The sequence below is a fragment of the Noviherbaspirillum suwonense genome, from assembly GCF_900182955.1.
GTDB classification, from domain to species: Bacteria; Pseudomonadota; Gammaproteobacteria; order Burkholderiales; family Burkholderiaceae_D; genus Noviherbaspirillum_A; species Noviherbaspirillum_A suwonense.
The window spans coordinates 105,679-123,115 of sequence record NZ_FXUL01000008.1 but is presented as its reverse complement, the minus strand read 5'-3'; the positions used below and the strand labels follow the sequence as shown (position 1 = coordinate 123,115).

The window sequence follows — 17,437 nt, the reverse complement described above, 5'->3', positions numbered from 1 at the left end:
GAAGCGGCGCAAGGAGTAACGCGCTGTCGCTTCCAGTATAGGCGCCGCGCCAGTCCCTGCGGGACGGCGCGGCGATGGATATTGATGTGCATCTGCCGGGAGCCGCATTGCAGCGCCCGGCTCCGCCATCCGGATTAAAACAGGCCGGCAAACTGTTCGCCGCCGAAGTTCTGCAGCACATTGTTCGTGGTGTGGGAAGTCGCATCCACCTGCGTGACGGGCGCGATCACCGCCGACGGGCTGGCGAAGCCGCCGCTCTTGGCATAGTTCACGTTGTGGACGTTGTAGTTGCTGCCGCCGCGCACAGCCGACATTTCTTCAGCGCCGAGTTGCTTGGTGACGGCCAGATCCTTGATCATCAGTGCTTTCATGGTAGTTCTCCTAAGTTGAGTGGTTTGGTTGGTTGGCGAGCTTTCGTTGGGCTCGCAGCACATATCGCATCAACCGTGCCAGCGCACCGGAAAGCCATGAAACGCGCAAAACGATATCGGGATGGCATCGAAACCGCGGTTTTGATACAAGGGCGGCAAGATTTTGGCGGTGGCCGTGTCCGATTTCGCCGGACATGTTTTTGACAACTGTCGGCAACCGCCATCGTTATGCTTGCCAAGCCGGTCTTCGTGCGCGCCTGAAAACCGTTGCCGCCTAGGGCCACGCCGGCTCGTCGCCTTCGCCTTTCATCCACTCGATCTTCCTGTCCATGTAGGCAAGCAGGCGCTGCAATTCAAGCAGTCGTTGATGAAGCCGCTCGCGATGCATTTCCATTACATCGATCCCTTTTCCAGCGGAGCGGGGACCCGAGCGTCGTTCGACGATAAAACGCTTGATCTCGGCCAGGGACAGGCCGAGCGCCTGGCCTGTCCGGATCCCGGCCGCAATGCGTAATTCGTCGGGACCGAACTCCCGGTAGCCGCCGGCGCCGCCTTTACTGCTGCGTTTCGGGGTCAGTAATCCCTGCCGCAGATAGAACCGCACGGTGTCTATGCTCAACCCCGAAGCGCTCGCAAATTCAGAAATCAACATGCCTTCTTCCAATGAATTGTGTTGCACCCCTTGACCATGGAGCGCACTCCAGACTTAGTGTAGAGCCAGTTTAACTCTCTGGAAACGAGCGATGAATCAACCTATTCCCTTACTTTTACTTCCAGGTCTCATGAACGACGCCCGCGTCTGGCAGCCTGTCATTGCCGCGATGAACGAGCATCAATGTCAGGTCGCGGACTGCTCCGGCCACGCGTCCGTCGCCGCGCTGGCCGCCACGGCGCTTGCCAGTGCGCCGCCCGGCCCGTTTGCGCTGGCGGCATTTTCACTCGGCGGCTACGTGGCGTTCGAGATACTGCGTCGCGCGCCGGAGCGCGTGGCGGCCCTGGCATTAATCGCCACCAGCGCCCGCCCGGACTTGCCGGAATCGATCATCGGCAGGGAACGCATGATTGCCGCGCTGGTAAATGCGCGCAGCGGCGCAGCCGGCTTCGATGCGCTGGCGGCTGCCTTCCTGCCGCGGTTGGTCCATGCGTCGCGGGTCAACGATGCGGCGCTTGGCGATCTCCTGCTGTCGATGGCCCGCAGCGTCGGCCCGGACGGATTCGTACGGCAGCAGCGGGCGGCGATAGGTCGGCCGGACAGCCGGCCCTTGCTCAAAGATATACGCTGCAAGACCCTGGTCCTGTGCGGACGCGAAGACCAGGTCACGCCCCTGGATTGCAGCGAGGAGATGGCATCCGGGATTCGTGAAGCGGAAATGCTGGTGCTGGAGCGTTGCGGCCACATGGCGCCGCTTGAACAGCCTGACGCCGTCATCAGGGCAATGTCGCGCTGGATCGACGCCGTTTAAAAACCCGCAGCGCATCCTAAAAGCCGATTAAGCAGCCAATCGCAACCGTCGTTAACCGCCGGCCCGCCCTTAGCCCGCCTTGACCAGCTGCGCCAGGCGCACGCCCTGGACGATGTCGATCTTCGAGTCCACCGCAAAGCGGCGCGCCGTGTCGCTGACTTCGCCGAGCGCGATGTAAATGCAGTCCTGCGCGCCGCGGCTGTCGGCGGCGGCCTGCAGCTCGCGGAACGGCTCGATGCCATGCCGCGCGGCCTTCCAGCGCTTGCAGGCAATCAATGCGATGCGGCCGGCCTTGTCGGCTTCGAAGTCGGCGCCGCGGCCCGCGTAGGGCTTGACCGTGTAGCCCTGCCGGCGGAAGCCCTCGCTGACCGCGGCCATGAACGCCGCCGACGGCATCTGCGATGCGGCATCCAGCGCGGCGGTCACCTTGGTGGCGCTGGGCGTGCGCCACTGCCGCCATGCGGCCATGCATCCGATGATGAAGAACGGTCCCCCGGAAAAAATCGCGAGTGCCCGGTATTCCAGCGGCATCGCCAGCATCGCGACCACGCCAATGATCGCGGAGACCAGGAAGCTGATCCACCAGGGCGAGCGCAGCAGGACTGCGAACAGGGAATTTTCTTTCATCTTCAAACGCATAAGCCGGCCCTCTCACTGGATTTGGACGCCATTCTAGTCCAAGTGCGTTGCGATTCCCGCAAAGGCAGGCGCACGCGGCAACGTTTATGAATGGACCAGCGCGACGGCAGGCATTTCCGCCGGCGCGGCGCACCGCGACCAGCCAGCGCTGCCGGGTCGCATCGGTAAAGCAAGATGTTCCCTATAGTTAATTTGTGTGATGCCAACACGGCAGGCGGCATGCTAAGCTTGATGTTGAAGCTTTGACAAGCTATCGAGCCGCATTCAAACGATAAAAACAGCGTTGCTGCAGCATGAATATGACAAGAATACCTGGCGGCGTAAAAGATACCTTCAGAAAAGCGCTCCGGTATTCCGACCCGCCCGTGAAGGGCGAGCGCATGTCCTTCGCCACGCTGGCATGCGCATTCCTCATCCTTTTCATCGTGTCCCTCGTCATGCTGGCGATCGGCGACAAGCTCAATGCCAAGGACATGGTGCTGACCCGCTTCATGGCCAGGGCGCAGGCGACGTTAACGGCGCAGGTCGGCTACCCGACCGCGATGCGGGACCGGATCACCGTCGTGATGTACGACCAGCAGTTCCTGAAGCACACGGACAGCGCCTGGCCGATCAGCTACCAGGACCATGCGGACTGGCTGCTGCGCCTGGCCGGCGACCCGAATGCCCGGCCCAAGGCAATCATGCTGGACATTACCTTCGGCCAGAACCGCAAGGACCCAACCCTGCCGGCGCTGCGGCAGGCGCTGTGCACGGTGCGGAACGAATACAAGGTGCCGGTGTTCCTGGCCGCCTTGCCGTCGCCGGAAACCGGAAAGCTGGCGGTGCGCAACGGCCTTGGCCCGGATCCGTCATCGACCGAAGCGCCGTGCTACACGCTGGTCGGCGTCGACTACCTGCCGGACACGCTGGACGGCCTGGCCTGGGACTACCGGCTCACGCGCCACCGCGCCGAGAGCGGCTGGAAGGACGGGACGGGAGAACCTTCCGCCGCCGCGACCCCGCCTGCCTACCGCAGCGCCGCGATGACCATTGCGCAGGATGTCGCGCATATCGAGCTGGGCAGGGAAACCGCGCCGCTCGCGCTGGTGTGGGGCCTCAAGTCCGCGCCGCAGCGCGAGCGGCCCGACAGCCTGTCGTACTGCAAGCCGGGCGCCTACGACGCGGCGCGATATGTGCCGGGCATCATCCGGCAATTCTTCCAGAACCCGTCTTCCCCGGTTTGCCCGTATCACAACACGCTTTCCATGGCCCAGCTGGGGGAATTGCCCGAAGACGTGCTGGCGCCATTCCTCAAGGACCGCTACCTGCTGGTGGGCGCGAATGTCCCCGGCTACAACGACTTCGCGAACTCCCCGGTCCACGGCCTGATTCCCGGCGTGCACCTGCATGCGATGGCGCTCGACAACCTGCTGACCTACCAGGGCAACTACAAGCAGAGCACCGGCTGGGAGCCGGAGCATTTCCCCAACCTGATCAAGCCTGCGCTGCTGGCCGTACTGGCCGTGTTCCTGGTGAATGTCGGCTGGCGCAAGGTCTCGCAAAAATTCGGCTTCGTTAAAAAACCTAAAGCGCACAACGCCGGCGCTGCGGCGGAGGACGCCAGGCGGATCACGCCGCGAAAGATCGGCCGCGCAGCGCTAGGCGTGCTGGCCTGGCTGCTCAAGATGACGCTCAAAACCGTGGCCGCCATGGCGCTGATTGCCATCCTGCAGACCTTGTTCCGCATCGGCATGCTGCCCGTGGTCGAGCTGGTCACCATGACGCTGCTGGCGGAAGGATTCAACTACATGAAGAAGCTGGGAGCGCTGGTGCCCGACGAAACCAGAGCGACAGCGCCTCCCGCACCGGCTCCAACATCCCCCGTGTAAAACCGCAAAGGAAACCCATGAAACGCCTCTCTCCCATGCTGTTCGGCCTGCTCGCACTGGCCGCGTCGTCGGCCATCGCGCAAGACAAGGTCGTCAGCCTCAGCCCGGCCAACGCCTCGGTGCTGGACCTCTACGAGCAGCCGGCCGCGCCCGAAGCCGCGCGCCAGATCAGCGTGGCCGAGGCGGGCCTGCCGTTGCCGATACAGGCGCGGCAAGCCGGTTTCTACCAGGTGGCGATAGGCGGGAAGGACTACTGGGTCCGGGGTTCCAAGGTGCGTGTCAGCCGCGACACCACGGCCAGCTGCGGCACCGTGGCGCTGGGTTCCGGCGGACTGACCGCCGCCACGCCGGGAGCAGGTAAAGATGCCTGCAAATAAGCGCCGCCTGCGCTCCACGTTCCGTTTGCCGGCGCTTGCAATGGCGCTGGCGCTGCTGCCCCTGGCCGGCTGCGAAACCATGCCAAAAAGCATGGCCGACATAACGTCCATCGTCAAGGACGGCAAGCCCCCGGCCAGCCCCGTGGGCAACCTCGCGCCGCCGGTGCCGCGCACCTGGCCCAACGAAGCGCAGGACGTGCTCAACCAGCGCGCCCGCGGCTTTGGCCTGGTCAATGCGCCGGACGTGCAGCGCTACCTGAACGGCCTGTATGCGCGCATCAAGAAGCAGGCCGGGGTGCCGGACTGGCCCGGCTCCGTGCATATCGTGGCGAACGAGGCGCTGCATGCCTACGCGACCGGCGCCGGCCATATCTATGTCTCGCTGCCCTGGCTGGAATCGGTCGAGAGCGAAGACGAAATGGTGGCGCTGCTCAGCCATGAATTCGGCCATATCTATTTGCACTATCACCAGCTCGAAGGCGCGGTCGAGGACGCCAACACGGCCGCCGGGGTCGTGACCCTGACCGTGGCGATTGCCAAGAAGACCGGCCAGGCCACCGGCTGGACGCAGGTCGACAGCCTGGCCACCGCCTACATGCTGGGACGCGGCCTCGCCACCACCATCTACGGCCGCACGCAGGAAAGCGCCGCCGACAACTTCGGCCTCAACCTCTCCGTCAAGCTCGGGTATTCCTACGAGCACGGCATGAAGGCCTTCCTGGAACGCATCGCGACCTGGGAAGACCGCAACGAGGAACGCGACAAGGCCCGGCAGGAACAGCTGCTCAAGGCGCTGCGGCAGCAGTCGATGGACAAGGCGATGCAGGCCAGCGCCAGGCAGCCCGCCAACCAGCTGGGCCAGGCGCTCGGACAGGCAAGCGGCGAGATCAGCGGCGGCCTCGGCGCGGCGCTGCAGCAGCTCAGCTTCGAGATCAATAAGGCGTCCGACAAGATCAAGAGCAACCACCCGGAAACTACCGCCCGGATCGATGCGCTCGCGCTGGCAGTCGACCCGTTCCCGGAACTCCAGACCGGCGCGGAACCCATCGTGCGGCCGCTGAAGACCGCGCTGCAGGACAAGCGCACCGCCGCCATCCTCAAGAACTATTCGCTGGCCTTCAAGGCCATCAATGCGCCGAACGACCCCGGCGCACTCGACAAGGCAAGAAGCGCCGTCACAGCGCCCACCGCAACCCACGCGGTGCCGCTGTTCGCGCTCTACACCGTAACGAACGTGCAGCCAGGCGCTGCCGGCAGGCGCGTCGACCCCGGCCTGATACTCGAAGCGAACTTCAAGTCCGAACCCGACCGCGCCTGGAAAACCTACGAGGAACGCAGCACGCGGCTGAAGGAAGGCAACCAGACCGCCGCCGCAAAGAAGGTTCTCGAATCAGGACTGGCGTATTTCCAGAACGCGGAAGACGTCTGGCCGTATGCGGTGAAGTTTTACGGGGAAACGCAGGGCTGGGACGAGGCGAAGCGGGTAGCGGCAACGTGCAGCAAGAACTTCCGCAGGGTGTCGACGCAATGCATGCAGGCGGCGGCCAGCCCGGCGGAACTGGCCGAGGCGGAGCGGAAGAGCAAGGTGAAGGCGGAGCAGATTGTGGACAAGATAATGAAGAAGAGGTGAGGGGAGGAGTGGGGATTAGGAGGGGATCAAGAGGGTAGAAGTAATTGCGTTTTAGATGAGAGAATGTTTAGCAATGCTTCTAAGGCGATAGGTCGACTGCGGAGAACGTAGAAGTGGCGTTCTCCGCCAAGAATTGCAAACCGACCGGCGAACTTTTTTGACTTTCTGTTCGAACCCGCATTAGTTAATTTCTTTTATCTGTCCAAGATATAGGCTTTTCATTGCTCATTCGTCCGCTTTAGACGGTAAGCGGACATTTCCACTATTGCAATAGTAGGAAGTTTTGGTGACGAGCGGACGAGTTAGATGCCTTGCGCGATCTTTACAAATTTTTTTAATTGCGAGGCGATCAATCTTTCTGTTAGCATTGCATTTAGGAAACTAAATAGAGAGAATTATGCGGGACATTTGGATTGGCGAAAATTACTTATCTGCAGAACGGAGCGTGCTAGTCTTGGGTGAGTCATGGTATGGAGAGACGCAAGATCTGCCGGAATTCATTCGTGGTTGGGCTTCGCGCAAAGTCCGCGACATGAGCTTTAGCAAGATCTTTAACACCGGCTCGGGAATGCATACAACTAAATCGACACCGGAGGACCGCCTGAGGTTTTGGAATCAAATCGCCTTTTACAATTTCGTGCCGGGGTCTATTGCAGAAGGCAGAGAAAGTCGATCAAAAAACGAGCATTTTGAAGCCGCGTGCGAACCGTTTAAGAGTGTTCTCAAGCAGATCGAACCCCACGGCGTCTGGATTCTTGGCATTGGACAGGCGAAGTATTCACAGCCGATTGTAGAAGCGGCAGGCATTGCGCATGAAGTGGCGCCCTATCCAACCACACGCGGACTTACTCGCGAGGTTCTGCAAAGTTCTTGGCATGCGCTGATGGGGCAAATTCGCTAGCAAGAATCGAGACGCTTTGATCTCTCCAGTAAATTAGGCGGTTGCGACGGCGCAGAGTTAGAAAAGATTACGTATTTTACGATTGTTTATCTGTGCCATCCGGCAGGCCTAGTCCCTTAATTGAACGGCATCGCTCGCCAAGCCGGGTGAAGTCTGTCCTGCCGATCTTAGCAAACATTAGATTTTTGGGCGAAACGAAAATGGACAATCCAGCAAACATCGTTAAGTCGATTCCGAAGGAAGCTTGGGCTCAACTTGCAAAAACAGCATGTGCCACATTCGAGAAACTGATCTATCCATTAACTGCCACTACGGAAGGCATCGGCCGTTTAATAGAACTGCGATTCTCGAAACTAGAAGACGAACAGAAGATTATCGCCGCGAAATGCTTTGAAGAAGCACACAAAAAAATCCAAGAATCGATAACCGGACTGAAACCTGATGTTATCGTTAAGCCTGGAGTTGTCTATGAAGCACTCGAAAATACCGACAATCAAACTGACACCACGATTAGAGGTTTGTGGGCGAACTTATTAGCAAATGAATTTATTGACGGCAGCGTTCATCCAGAAATAGCAAAATTACTTTCAAGATTGACATCACGCGATGCGGTTTTGCTCCTAAAGATAGCTCAACAAGATGAAGCGACTCCGCTCACCATTAAGATTCTTAAAGCATTAGCGTCGCGTACGACACTAGGACTGCTCAACGAACGAAAAACATTCAACCATGTTCATTTAGCAAAACTCGGATTAATAACCGAGTTAGACCGAGTATGGATCCTCACTACCGTCGGTAGAGAGCTTATGAGAGTGGTTAGTGATCCATCTTAATGGACGCCGCTTTACCATCAACCGACCTAATTGCCGGTCCGTTAAGTTACTTTTAAATGCATATCAAAATCCGCTTTTTTGTTCTGGCAACGTTCAGATGGATTGGGCTTATGCCGTTGGCCCAGCCAGCGTCAACGGCAGTTTCCCGAAGCGTCATACATACTGGAAGCGGACTTTTTCTAATGATCGGTAGAAAAAAATTGGTAAAGCAGCCATCAACTTAGAAATGGAGCCAAAATACGGCAACACTTTAATGGTCCAGCCTTGAACAAATTTCGAGTTAATGCGATACGTTATATAATGATAGTTTGAAAAAATAAAATCGCTGGATCAGAAATAGAGGAGAAAACGGTTGGCAAACGCTGCGAATATTTCCATAGAGGAAACTATTAGATTGCTCGAAAACGAGTTCAAAGAATTTGCTACTGGATTTGAAACTGGCATGTATGCCTTGTGGCTGGGCTCAGCAATATCTCGAGAACGAGTCGTCGGCCTCGATGGAGTTTTGGCGAAGCTCCTAGAATCCCTACGACAAAGGATAAGCAACGCCGTAGATTGCCCGCACTACCAGGCGCTCTCCGAAATCCTAGATCTTGCCGATCTTACTCGAGCTGATCGAGTGGGAGTCGACTTTAATATCGCTGCATCTAACTGGCCCTGCCTAACGACTGTAATAGATCGTCTATGGAACAAGTATTCAAAAGTTTTGGGCATAGAAGTGCAGGGCCAAAAACTCGATTACTTATTGTGGGACGTATTAGATTTTAAAAACACATTCTCATCCCAGGTGCCTGATGCTGAACATCTGGCTGTTGGAATGCTGGTGTTAGAAGGAGTTGTCTCGGAATTAGCCACTGCCAACTGGGATGCGCTTCTAGAAGCAGCGATGGTTGAGTTAGGACAGCCCGCAGATTTTTATCGAGTGGCAGTTAGGGGTGACGATTTAAAGGGACCAGTTGCAACTGCTACGCTTTACAAATTTCATGGTTGCGCCAATCGCGCGATTGCAGCTGAAAACCAATACCGGGATCTACTTGTCGCACGTGAAGCCACTATTAACCAGTGGTCTAGCAACCAAAATTTCAATGAGATACGCATTCAATTAAACGCCCTTGTCTCTCGAACAAGAACTTTGATGATAGGTCTGTCCGCGCAAGATTCTAATATCCAGTTGATGTTTGGTTCAAAAGGATGGAAGTGGAACAATAAACCCGTACCAATTATTTTTTCGGCGCAAAGTTTAACCGCGGGACAAAAATCTATTCTCGAGGGCGCATATCATCCTGAATATGAGGCAAATCGTGACCAGATTTGCGCCGATGCAAAGTTGCCGGCATTTTCCAAACAGTTACTTTTGGCTTTGCTGTTGCAAAATATTTCCCGGAAGATCGAAACACTTGTGGACAGGGTTAATGCGCCAAGTATCGACGTTGCAGGGAGACAAATGCTCATTGAAGGCGTTAAAAAGCTCCGGGACAAGGCAGCTAAGCATGGCAATGCGGATAGATACGGGCTCGCTATTACAATTTCACGTTTAATGGGACGCTTTACAGAGCAATTTTTAGGCGGGAGGAGTGAAGTCGGGCAACGGCCTTACGCTCCGGTGCACTCTAAGCCCACACATCAAATGGCGGCAGATACCACCTTGCCATATACAGGGCAGATAGAGGTTGCTACTACCCTTGGTGTAATTGGGCTTGAAATGCACGATTCCGGTTGGGAGGTTACTGTCGATGATCCGACCGAAATAACTTCAGGGGCACTGCGTATTTGTGTACAAGGGGTCGATGCACGCATATTCTTTGCATCTAGTGACGATAAGATTAACGGACTAATTAAGTCTGGTGCATTCGATCCAGATGACCAAGATGTTGTGGTCGTCTGCTCGCGCACCGTTAGCCAGCGGCAGCAACGAAGCCCATCTGCAAATCTTCGAAATGGGCGGTTAACACCTAGATATATTGGTGTCGAGGATTTGCTTGGAAGCAGCACCTCGCTGGCTGATTTTCGTCAACGTTTTGTAGCAGAGGTTGGTCTATGACTACAACTGATCGCGTATTCGAGATACTAACTACAGAAGGACATTACAAATCACTTCAAAAGCCGATAAAAATAGGGTCTCAAGAATTCGACTTTACCCATATTCTATCTGCCACAGACAAAGGAAATGATCTTGTTCTCGTCGTTGAGTTGACTGGTGCCACTGACAACACTTCTGTAGCGAGGTCTATTCTTGCGTTTACACGCGCCCTCGATGTCTTTGGATCTCGACGATCTGTTACGGTTGTGCTGACCTCAGGCCAAGCGGACAAGGAACTGATGAACGCTATAAATAGGGTATGCCGAGTCCTTCCAATTGGAGCTCCTTCTGGAGCAAATGCGACCCAGCATGTGCGGGACTGGCTTGCCGTATTGCTTCCGATAAAGAGCCCACCACCTGTGGAACATCTTGCTAACTGGCGTTCAGCGCTTGAGGAAAACCTAAGTCAGGTTATGCCTCAAGCGTTAATCACACAATTCATTCTACAAGCCCAAAACGGAAAGGATGCTGTCGAACAAGCTCTTGCGGAAGATATAGCGTCGCGCGCAGACCGAACGTTGGAAGACGGGGAGACAGACCAGTGAGTCCCAAACTTAAGTCGCTAACGATCAAAAACTTCCGTAGCATACACGGCCAGATAGTTGTACCGCTCGATGCCCAAGTAATCTTGGTGCACGGAGCCAATGGTATGGGTAAGACGAGCATTCTTTCAGCATTGGAACTCGGTCTTACTGGCAGGATTGCTCATCTTGAAAATAAGTCGAGTTATAGAGACTTCCTTACAAATTTTGCGGCTCATTCAGGCTCTATCGAGTTAGTGGCCGAGCACTTGCCGCAATACCAGGGCAATGGCAAAGGGAGCCTGACTTTTTCTCCTGAAGTCTTTGAATCAAACCCCGTACTCTCTAGTTCCTATGCGTCCTTCTTCTCCGAGCGCTGTTTTCTCCCACAAGGAGTGCTGGGACGCTTGCTTGAGATCTATGATGAACAAAGCAGTAACACCAATTCCAGGCTTACGCAGTTTGTAAAGGAATTACTGCGTCTAGATCCATTGGACGCATTGGCGGAGGGCCTTAGCCACGCTTTCAATATCACGCGGGTCAGAAAAATAGCACCTGCATACAAACAACTTGAGGCTCTTCTAGAGAATTACGAGAGCCAGGCAAGTCGCCTTCAAGAAAATATAGATAGTGCTTTTGGGGCTATAAACACAAGACTTACTCGCCTTAATGACATGCTGTCTAGCCTTACTGGTCAGCCATCGAAGCTTGAAATGGGTTTGTCCGTTATTACCCTAAGGAAGCAGTTGGCCGACGGCCAGAGTGATGAAAAAAAACTCTCAGAGGCAGTTCAGAATAAATCCCAAGTCGCTTCTTTGATAACTCGACTCACCAAATTAGGAGAGGAAAGCGCTGATGCCGATATCGCAGAGAAAGAGAGAGCCGAAGCCCAACTTTCCGCCGAATTCGAATCTTGGTTTAACGGGCCCGGTTCTCAGATTGGTCAGGCAGTTACAGATCTAAGGCCTTATAACTCCGAGCTTTCCACTTCGGATAGTGACCTAGCGACTGTGATGGATGAGGCGCTCCATTGGTGTAAAAGCGAAATAAGTCGATGTAATAGAGTATTGGAACAACATACCGACTCGAACGAAAAGCTTATTACCGCTCAAGGTGTGGTGCAACGTGCTTCCACGCGAATAAGAGAGATAAACGAACTCTTAGCCGCCGGAGCAATAGATGCTAGAACTCTTGCGAATGCTTTGGCTGGTATTGCGCCTCATGTGGAGGCTAACCTGTGTCCCGTCTGTAGCCGGGATTATAGTGAAGTGCACACACAGCCTCTAACTACCCATATTGCTGCAACAATCGCTAATCTGACCAGTGAAGCTGGCCGTCTGCAATCATTAGCTGCTGAACGTGCAGCTGAAAATGAAAGGCTAACTATTGCGCAGCGCGATTTGGTCGTAGCTGAGCGCGGCACTCTGGACTCTGATTCCGTTCTTGTATGGAGGCAACGCCTCTCTACTGTAACCTCCATAAATGGAAGGCTAGCCGAACTTCAGATCGAATCGATTAAAGGCCGACAGATTGGGACCGCGTTAGCTAATGCGAGACGGGAAGTCAGCGAAATTCGTAAGGCAATTCACTCCTCCGCTACATTGCTTCCAGAAATTCAGATGATTGTTGAAAGGATTACCAAACTACCGACAACGAATTTTCCCACATTGCAAGAAGGGCTTAGGGAAGCAGAAGTCATAATTCTAAATCGCATTTCGGAAATTGAGGCGCGCTTAACTCTTCGCGTTTCGCTAGCCTCGGAACTCGACCAGTATGAACGTGAACTCGAACTGCATACAAACCGGAAGGAACAGCAGCAGAAAGTTAGAAGTAAGTCGGATGTCATTAAGAAAACCATGAGGGAAGTTGGAGAGGTTCGTGATACTGCGAAGCTTGTGGCAGCAGCAGCTTCAGGGGTGCGTTCGGGCATTGTCCGTGACGTTTTCAGCGGCTCTCTCAACACAATTTGGCGCGACCTATTCGTGCGATTGGCGCCGAGTGAGCAGTTTATTCCTCAATTTCAGCTCCCGCCTCATGATGATGGCAAGGTCGAGGCTGTATTGGAGACTTTGCATAAATCCGGATTAGCCGGTGGTGCTCCTGGGACAATGCTGAGCCAAGGCAATCTGAATACGGCAGCACTAACCTTATTTCTGGCCTTAAATCTTTCTGTACCGTCACAGCTCCCCTGGTTGGTGCTGGATGACCCTGTTCAGTCAATGGACGACCTGCACGTGGCTCAATTTGCAGCCTTGCTTCGGACCCTTTCGAAAGGTCTCGGCAAACAACTTATCGTGGCTGTACATGAGCGCGCACTATTTGACTATCTAACATTGGAACTAAGTCCTGCATTTGCCGGCGATAGCCTCGTGACTGTTGAAATCAGCCGAAATTTTCAAGGTGAAACAATAGCCGATCCGCGTTTTTTTGAATTTGAAGTGGATAAGGCGGTTGTAACCTAGATCAGCTTGCTTTCCTATCATTTGCAATTCCTAATTCGTCTATTGATCGCTTATGTCCGCTTCCGCTGCGAAGCAGTCATTGGCCGTGACCCGTTAATTTTCTGCTACGGGTCGATTGTTTGCTTTCGCCAACCAGCTACTAAGGTCCACTTTCGCCGTACCGCGGACGTAACTTCGTCTGCACTTTTCTCGACTCAAAACTTTTTTGACTGTAGCTCGTCAGTTGGTCCGTTTTAGAAATTTTGCAATAGGTTTTAAGTTTTTTGACCATGCTACGCCTCCCATACGGAGCTTCACTGCTGTTACCTAAATCAAGTATCCACTGCCAAATAGCCGAACCCGATTGAAACCGACTCCAGATCGGTCAACCTCACCTCTCAACCGCCGATGCTTCCCCAGCCATACGAAAATCCTCCCCAGCCCCCATTCCCACCAAAATTCATCCAATTGTCACGAAACCGACAATCCCGCACGCAAACCAGTGCTAGTCTTCTCCAAACTTTTACGTTGACGTAAACGTAAATCCAAACCCACGTGGACCACGTGAACATAACGGAGACGAGATCGATGAAGATGAAACAACTATCCCTGGCTGCAGCCATCCTGGTTGCCGGACTGAATTCCGCTGTTGCGCAGGTGAGCAACGACGTCGTCAAGATAGGCGTGATCACCGATATGTCGGGCCTGTATTCCGACCTGTCCGGGCAGGGGTCGATCGTGGCTGCGCGCATGGCGATCGACGACTTCGGCAAGACCGTGCTGGGCAAGCCGATCGAGATGGTCAGCGCGGATAGCCAGAACAAGGCGGACGTGGCAGCGGCCCGGGCGCGCGAATGGATCGACCAGCAGAATGTCGACGTGCTGATGGACCTGGTGCCGACCAACGTTGCGCTCGCTGTCATGGACATTGCGCAGCAGAAGAACAAGCTGGCGATCGTCGTGGGTTCCGCATCCAGCGCGATCTCGAATGAAAAGTGCACGGCCACGAGCGCGCACTGGATGTACGACACTTATTCGAGTTCGGTGGGCACGGGCAAGGCGCTGGTCAAGCGCGGCGGCGACAGCTGGTACTTCCTGACCGCGGATTATGCGTTCGGCAAGTCGCTCGAGAAAGACGTGACCGATGTCGTCACCGCGGCGGGCGGCAAGGTCGCCGGCTCCGTCAAGCATCCGCTGAACAGCAGCGACTTCTCGTCCTTCCTGCTGCAGGCGCAGGCGTCCAAGGCGAAGGTCATCGGCCTGGCGAATGCCGGCGGCGATACCGTCAATGCGGTCAAGCAGGCCGGCGAATTCGGCATTGCCGGCAAGGGCCAGCTGGTTGCGCCGCTGCTGATGTTCATCAGCGACGTCCATGCGATCGGCCTCAAGTATGCGCAGGACATGTACCTGACCGAGGGCTTCTACTGGGACTACAACGATGCGACGCGCGCCTGGTCCAAGCGTTTCTTTGCGATCCAGAAGAAGATGCCGACCATGGCGCAGGCAGGCATGTATTCCGCAGTCACGCATTACCTGAAGGCGGTGAAGGCGGCGGGCACCGACGAGACCGGCGCGGTGATGAAGAAGATGCAGGAAATGCCGATCAGCGACGTCGTCATCCCGAAGGGCACCCTGCGCGCCGACGGCCGCGTGGTGCATGACATGCTGCTGCTCCAGGTGAAAAAGCCGAGCGAGTCGAAGGCGCCGTGGGATTACTACAAGGTGGCGGACGTGGTCCCGGCCAGCGAGGCTTTCCGGCCGCTGGCGCAATCGGGCTGCCCGCTGGTGAAGAAGTAAGCGGTCTCGCCGGCAGGGGCGTATCCGGTGCAAGGCGGCTTGGGCTGCCTGCACCAGAGCCAAGCCGTGCGGCTTGATTAAGGCGTATCCACGTTTGCATGGCGGATGTTGCCTGTGGCGCGCGTCGGCCGCCACCACGAAGCCGGCATCCCACGTCTGGCGCTTCCGCTGGGCAAGCGAAGCATTCGGCTGGTGGGCACCGTCCCGGTCGGCGGACTGCTCGCTGCTTCCAGGCATCCGCGAGGACTGCACCGCTCGGCACGGCATCTGCGGCGGCTCGCTCCGTTAACCCGTTCTATAGGGCCGTTTTTTAGGCGGCCTTCATTCTGCGTTGCGACGCCTGCAACGCGGGTCAATGCCGTCCCGCTGTGTGCCTCCCTGCCGCCCGACAGCGAGAACATGAAAGAGCAGGGTCGCGATCGGCTCATCCGCACGCTTCCAATAAAACGCCCCCGCAAGGCGAGGGCGTTAACACAGCCATGGACGTTCAGGAACAGGTGTAGCTCGACGCCAGGTTCGGGTCGCCACTGGTATAGACGGCCTTTTGCGGATAAACGCAAAGCGGGCGCGTCTTCTGGCCGAAAGTGGCCGTGGCTGGCGCTGTGGCAGTCAGCGCCGCTGGCGCCGTTCCCTTTTCAACCCAGTCGGTCAACGCGGCATAGAGCTGGTCCAGCGTCGGCAATGGCGGATTGGCGGCGGGGTTGGCGGTGCCGTTTGAAAACCCGTGGGCCATGCCGGGCACCAGGTAGAAGCGGTAGAAGCCCTGTATGGACTGGATGCCGCCCATCTGCACAGCCACGCGGTTGTAGTAGTTGATCGAGCCCTGCGGCGGGATAAGCGTATCGGCCAGGCCGTGGTACATGATCATCTTGCCGCCGCGAGCGCGGAAGGCGGAGAGGTCCGGGTCGTCCGTGTTGATGTCGGCAAACCGCGGTTGCAGCGCCACGCCACGGTCGGACGCGTTGGCCAGGTCCGCATAGCCCAGGCCCTTCCATCCATCCGCGCCGTTGCCGGTCGCGTTCAGGAATGCGGGGGTTGCGAGCCTGGGGTTTTGCAGTTCGAGCGCAACCATGTCGGTCGCGATCGGAAACGGACTTGCGCCGGCCAGGCCCAGCATGCTGGTGCCCCGGGTCAGGCCATACCATTTCTGGTTGGGCGCCGGGCTGACGCCGTGGCCATTGTCGGATGCAGGGTCGGGCGCGCTGCCATCGCCAGTCTGGCCGTACCAGATCTTGTTCATGGCCGCGGCCTGCGCGAGATTGACGCAGTCCGCCGACGTGCTCGCGCCGGTGACGCCGATGCCCGCCTGTCCTGGGCACAGCACCGCGACGTCCCGGCGGGGATCGTAGATGCACTGGGCCGGGTCGGGAATGTAGCCCAGCTTTACGCCGCCGACACTGCCGCAGGCGTCGATCGCGCCGTTGGACATCAGGTTGAGCTGGCCGGTGGTCAGGTTGACGCCTGCCAGGTTGCGCTGGAACACCGTCTGCGGGTAGAGTTCGCCGGTGATGAACTTTGTCCAGTTGAAGGCTGGCGCGCCGGCCAGGATGCCGTCGAAGTCCGCCGGGTTTGCCTGCGCTTCCTTGTGGCCCTGGCGGCCGCCGGTGGAGAAGCCGTCCCAGTAGGCGTAACGCGCGTCGCGGCCGTAATAGGCCCTGGTGAGCGCCTTGGTCTTGACGGCCATTTCGTGGATGCCGCGCTCGGAGAAGTCGCGCCACAGGACGGTATTGATGGTGCCGTCGGGATTCATCGCAAAGGCGCCGCTTCCGACAGCGTGCCCGGTATCGGTGCTGGCCGACACCGCGCCTTCCGTCATTGCCACGCCCGCAGCGGTCGTGGTGTTCGTTCCGGCGCTGGCCACCGCGGTCGCAAGGGCATGCGTGCCGCCGGCCCACCCGCCGCCGCCCTTGACGCGAATGCGGTTGTTCCAGTTGGCTGCCGTCGGCAGCCATACCTCGATGCCGATGCCCGCCGATGTGGACGGCGCGCCGGCGGGGCCGGCGTTGCCTGGCCCGACGTTGAGCTTGACGAAGCAGACATCGTTCGTCGCGACGGGCGTCGTCGCCGTTGCGGCGCCGGACAGCAGAAGAGCATCGCCCTTCCTGAACGACTTGACGGTCAGCACGGCAGTGTCCGTATCGGGCTTGAATGCCGTCTTTATGCTGTCGTCGCACACCAGTGCGGATTGCGCTGCCTGCTGTGGGGGCTGGGAAGCATCGTCATCGTTATTACTGCCGCAGCCGGTCAGGCCGATTAACGCGCCGCCGGCCAGGACGCCGAAAATCAGGCGTCGCATGGATGAGTTCTTGTCAGGTTTATTCACAAGTGTCTCCGTAAGTTTAATTTTTCGCGCTGGATTTCGGGCGTCCCCAGGTGGCGTTAACACAGACGAGCGCAACATGAAACATAGTGCATTAATGGCGGCATTAAACAAAAGTATTCTGCATCTTTGCCGCCGATGTAATCTAGCGCTTAATTCCATGAGAAGGCAACGACTAAATATATTGCACATT

At 56.8% G+C, this 17,437-nt stretch carries 14 protein-coding genes; 10 read left to right on the top strand and 4 right to left on the bottom strand.

Annotated features, from left to right (window positions below; translation table 11 throughout):
* Window positions 1–134: 134 nt before the first annotated feature.
* Both QOL82_RS12540 and QOL82_RS12535 read right to left on the bottom strand, forming a co-directional pair.
* Window positions 135–371, bottom strand: a complete 237-nt coding sequence (locus QOL82_RS12540) for a hypothetical protein (RefSeq protein WP_283442612.1) — start codon at window positions 369–371, stop codon at window positions 135–137.
* Between the two features lie 274 nt (window positions 372–645).
* Window positions 646–1,023, bottom strand: coding sequence for a MerR family transcriptional regulator (locus tag QOL82_RS12535; protein WP_283442611.1), 378 nt, complete (start codon window positions 1,021–1,023; stop codon window positions 646–648).
* Between the two features lie 91 nt (window positions 1,024–1,114).
* Here QOL82_RS12535 and QOL82_RS12530 point away from each other — a divergent pair, with 91 nt between their 5' ends.
* The gene (locus QOL82_RS12530; RefSeq protein WP_283442610.1) at window positions 1,115–1,834 is read left to right on the top strand and encodes an alpha/beta fold hydrolase; all 720 of its coding nucleotides are present in this window, start codon (window positions 1,115–1,117) and stop codon (window positions 1,832–1,834) included.
* A 69-nt stretch (window positions 1,835–1,903) separates the two neighbouring features.
* Here QOL82_RS12530 and QOL82_RS12525 read toward each other — a convergent pair whose 3' ends face one another.
* Window positions 1,904–2,461 (bottom strand): restriction endonuclease, encoded by a 558-nt coding sequence (locus QOL82_RS12525; RefSeq protein WP_283442609.1) that lies wholly within the window; start codon window positions 2,459–2,461, stop codon window positions 1,904–1,906.
* Between the two features lie 311 nt (window positions 2,462–2,772).
* On the opposite strand from QOL82_RS12525, the gene QOL82_RS12520 reads away from it, so the two are divergent.
* The 9 genes from QOL82_RS12520 (at window position 2,773) to QOL82_RS12480 (ending at window position 14,924) form a co-directional block, all read left to right on the top strand.
* A complete protein-coding gene (locus QOL82_RS12520) occupies window positions 2,773–4,344 on the top strand; it encodes a CHASE2 domain-containing protein (RefSeq protein ID WP_283442608.1) in 1,572 nt (523 codons plus the stop codon).
* A gap of 17 nt (window positions 4,345–4,361) precedes the next feature.
* A complete protein-coding gene (locus tag QOL82_RS12515; protein ID WP_283442607.1) occupies window positions 4,362–4,721 on the top strand; it encodes a hypothetical protein in 360 nt (119 codons plus the stop codon).
* Window positions 4,708–6,351, top strand: coding sequence for a M48 family metallopeptidase (locus QOL82_RS12510; RefSeq protein WP_283442606.1), 1,644 nt, complete (start codon window positions 4,708–4,710; stop codon window positions 6,349–6,351). Before QOL82_RS12515 ends, QOL82_RS12510 begins: the two co-directional genes overlap by 14 nt.
* Window positions 6,352–6,805: 454 nt before the next feature.
* Window positions 6,806–7,252, top strand: coding sequence for a hypothetical protein (locus tag QOL82_RS12505; protein ID WP_283442605.1), 447 nt, complete (start codon window positions 6,806–6,808; stop codon window positions 7,250–7,252).
* 200 nt (window positions 7,253–7,452) lie between these two features.
* Window positions 7,453–8,085: an Abi-alpha family protein gene (locus QOL82_RS12500; protein WP_283442604.1), complete on the top strand. Its 633-nt coding sequence runs from the start codon at window positions 7,453–7,455 to the stop codon at window positions 8,083–8,085.
* A 352-nt stretch (window positions 8,086–8,437) separates the two neighbouring features.
* Window positions 8,438–10,126, top strand: coding sequence for an SIR2 family protein (locus QOL82_RS12495; RefSeq protein WP_283442603.1), 1,689 nt, complete (start codon window positions 8,438–8,440; stop codon window positions 10,124–10,126).
* Window positions 10,123–10,710 carry a hypothetical protein gene (locus tag QOL82_RS12490; protein ID WP_283442602.1) on the top strand — a complete coding sequence of 196 codons (588 nt, stop codon included), beginning with the start codon at window positions 10,123–10,125 and terminating at the stop codon, window positions 10,708–10,710. Before QOL82_RS12495 ends, QOL82_RS12490 begins: the two co-directional genes overlap by 4 nt.
* Window positions 10,707–13,148: an AAA family ATPase gene (locus tag QOL82_RS12485; protein ID WP_283442601.1), complete on the top strand. Its 2,442-nt coding sequence runs from the start codon at window positions 10,707–10,709 to the stop codon at window positions 13,146–13,148. The genes QOL82_RS12490 and QOL82_RS12485 overlap by 4 nt, the downstream gene beginning before the upstream one ends.
* A gap of 567 nt (window positions 13,149–13,715) precedes the next feature.
* Window positions 13,716–14,924: an ABC transporter substrate-binding protein gene (locus QOL82_RS12480; RefSeq protein WP_283442600.1), complete on the top strand. Its 1,209-nt coding sequence runs from the start codon at window positions 13,716–13,718 to the stop codon at window positions 14,922–14,924.
* Window positions 14,925–15,411: 487 nt separating this feature from the next.
* On the opposite strand, the gene QOL82_RS12475 is transcribed toward QOL82_RS12480, so the two are convergent.
* Window positions 15,412–17,220, bottom strand: a complete 1,809-nt coding sequence (locus QOL82_RS12475; RefSeq protein ID WP_283442599.1) for a tannase/feruloyl esterase family alpha/beta hydrolase — start codon at window positions 17,218–17,220, stop codon at window positions 15,412–15,414.
* Between the last annotated feature and the right edge of the window lie 217 nt (window positions 17,221–17,437).

What these genes read in the sequence shown, in the direction of transcription:
- QOL82_RS12540 (WP_283442612.1), bottom strand. Translation starts at nt 371, where the DNA reads ATGAAAGCACTGATGATCAAGGATCTGGCCGTCACCAAGCAACTCGGC.
- QOL82_RS12535 (WP_283442611.1), bottom strand. Translation starts at nt 1,023, where the DNA reads ATGTTGATTTCTGAATTTGCGAGCGCTTCGGGGTTGAGCATAGACACC.
- QOL82_RS12530 (WP_283442610.1), top strand. Translation starts at nt 1,115, where the DNA reads ATGAATCAACCTATTCCCTTACTTTTACTTCCAGGTCTCATGAACGAC.
- QOL82_RS12525 (WP_283442609.1), bottom strand. Translation starts at nt 2,461, where the DNA reads ATGAAAGAAAATTCCCTGTTCGCAGTCCTGCTGCGCTCGCCCTGGTGG.
- QOL82_RS12520 (WP_283442608.1), top strand. Translation starts at nt 2,773, where the DNA reads ATGACAAGAATACCTGGCGGCGTAAAAGATACCTTCAGAAAAGCGCTC.
- QOL82_RS12515 (WP_283442607.1), top strand. Translation starts at nt 4,362, where the DNA reads ATGAAACGCCTCTCTCCCATGCTGTTCGGCCTGCTCGCACTGGCCGCG.
- QOL82_RS12510 (WP_283442606.1), top strand. Translation starts at nt 4,708, where the DNA reads ATGCCTGCAAATAAGCGCCGCCTGCGCTCCACGTTCCGTTTGCCGGCG.
- QOL82_RS12500 (WP_283442604.1), top strand. Translation starts at nt 7,453, where the DNA reads ATGGACAATCCAGCAAACATCGTTAAGTCGATTCCGAAGGAAGCTTGG.
- QOL82_RS12490 (WP_283442602.1), top strand. Translation starts at nt 10,123, where the DNA reads ATGACTACAACTGATCGCGTATTCGAGATACTAACTACAGAAGGACAT.
- QOL82_RS12480 (WP_283442600.1), top strand. Translation starts at nt 13,716, where the DNA reads ATGAAGATGAAACAACTATCCCTGGCTGCAGCCATCCTGGTTGCCGGA.
- QOL82_RS12475 (WP_283442599.1), bottom strand. Translation starts at nt 17,220, where the DNA reads ATGCGACGCCTGATTTTCGGCGTCCTGGCCGGCGGCGCGTTAATCGGC.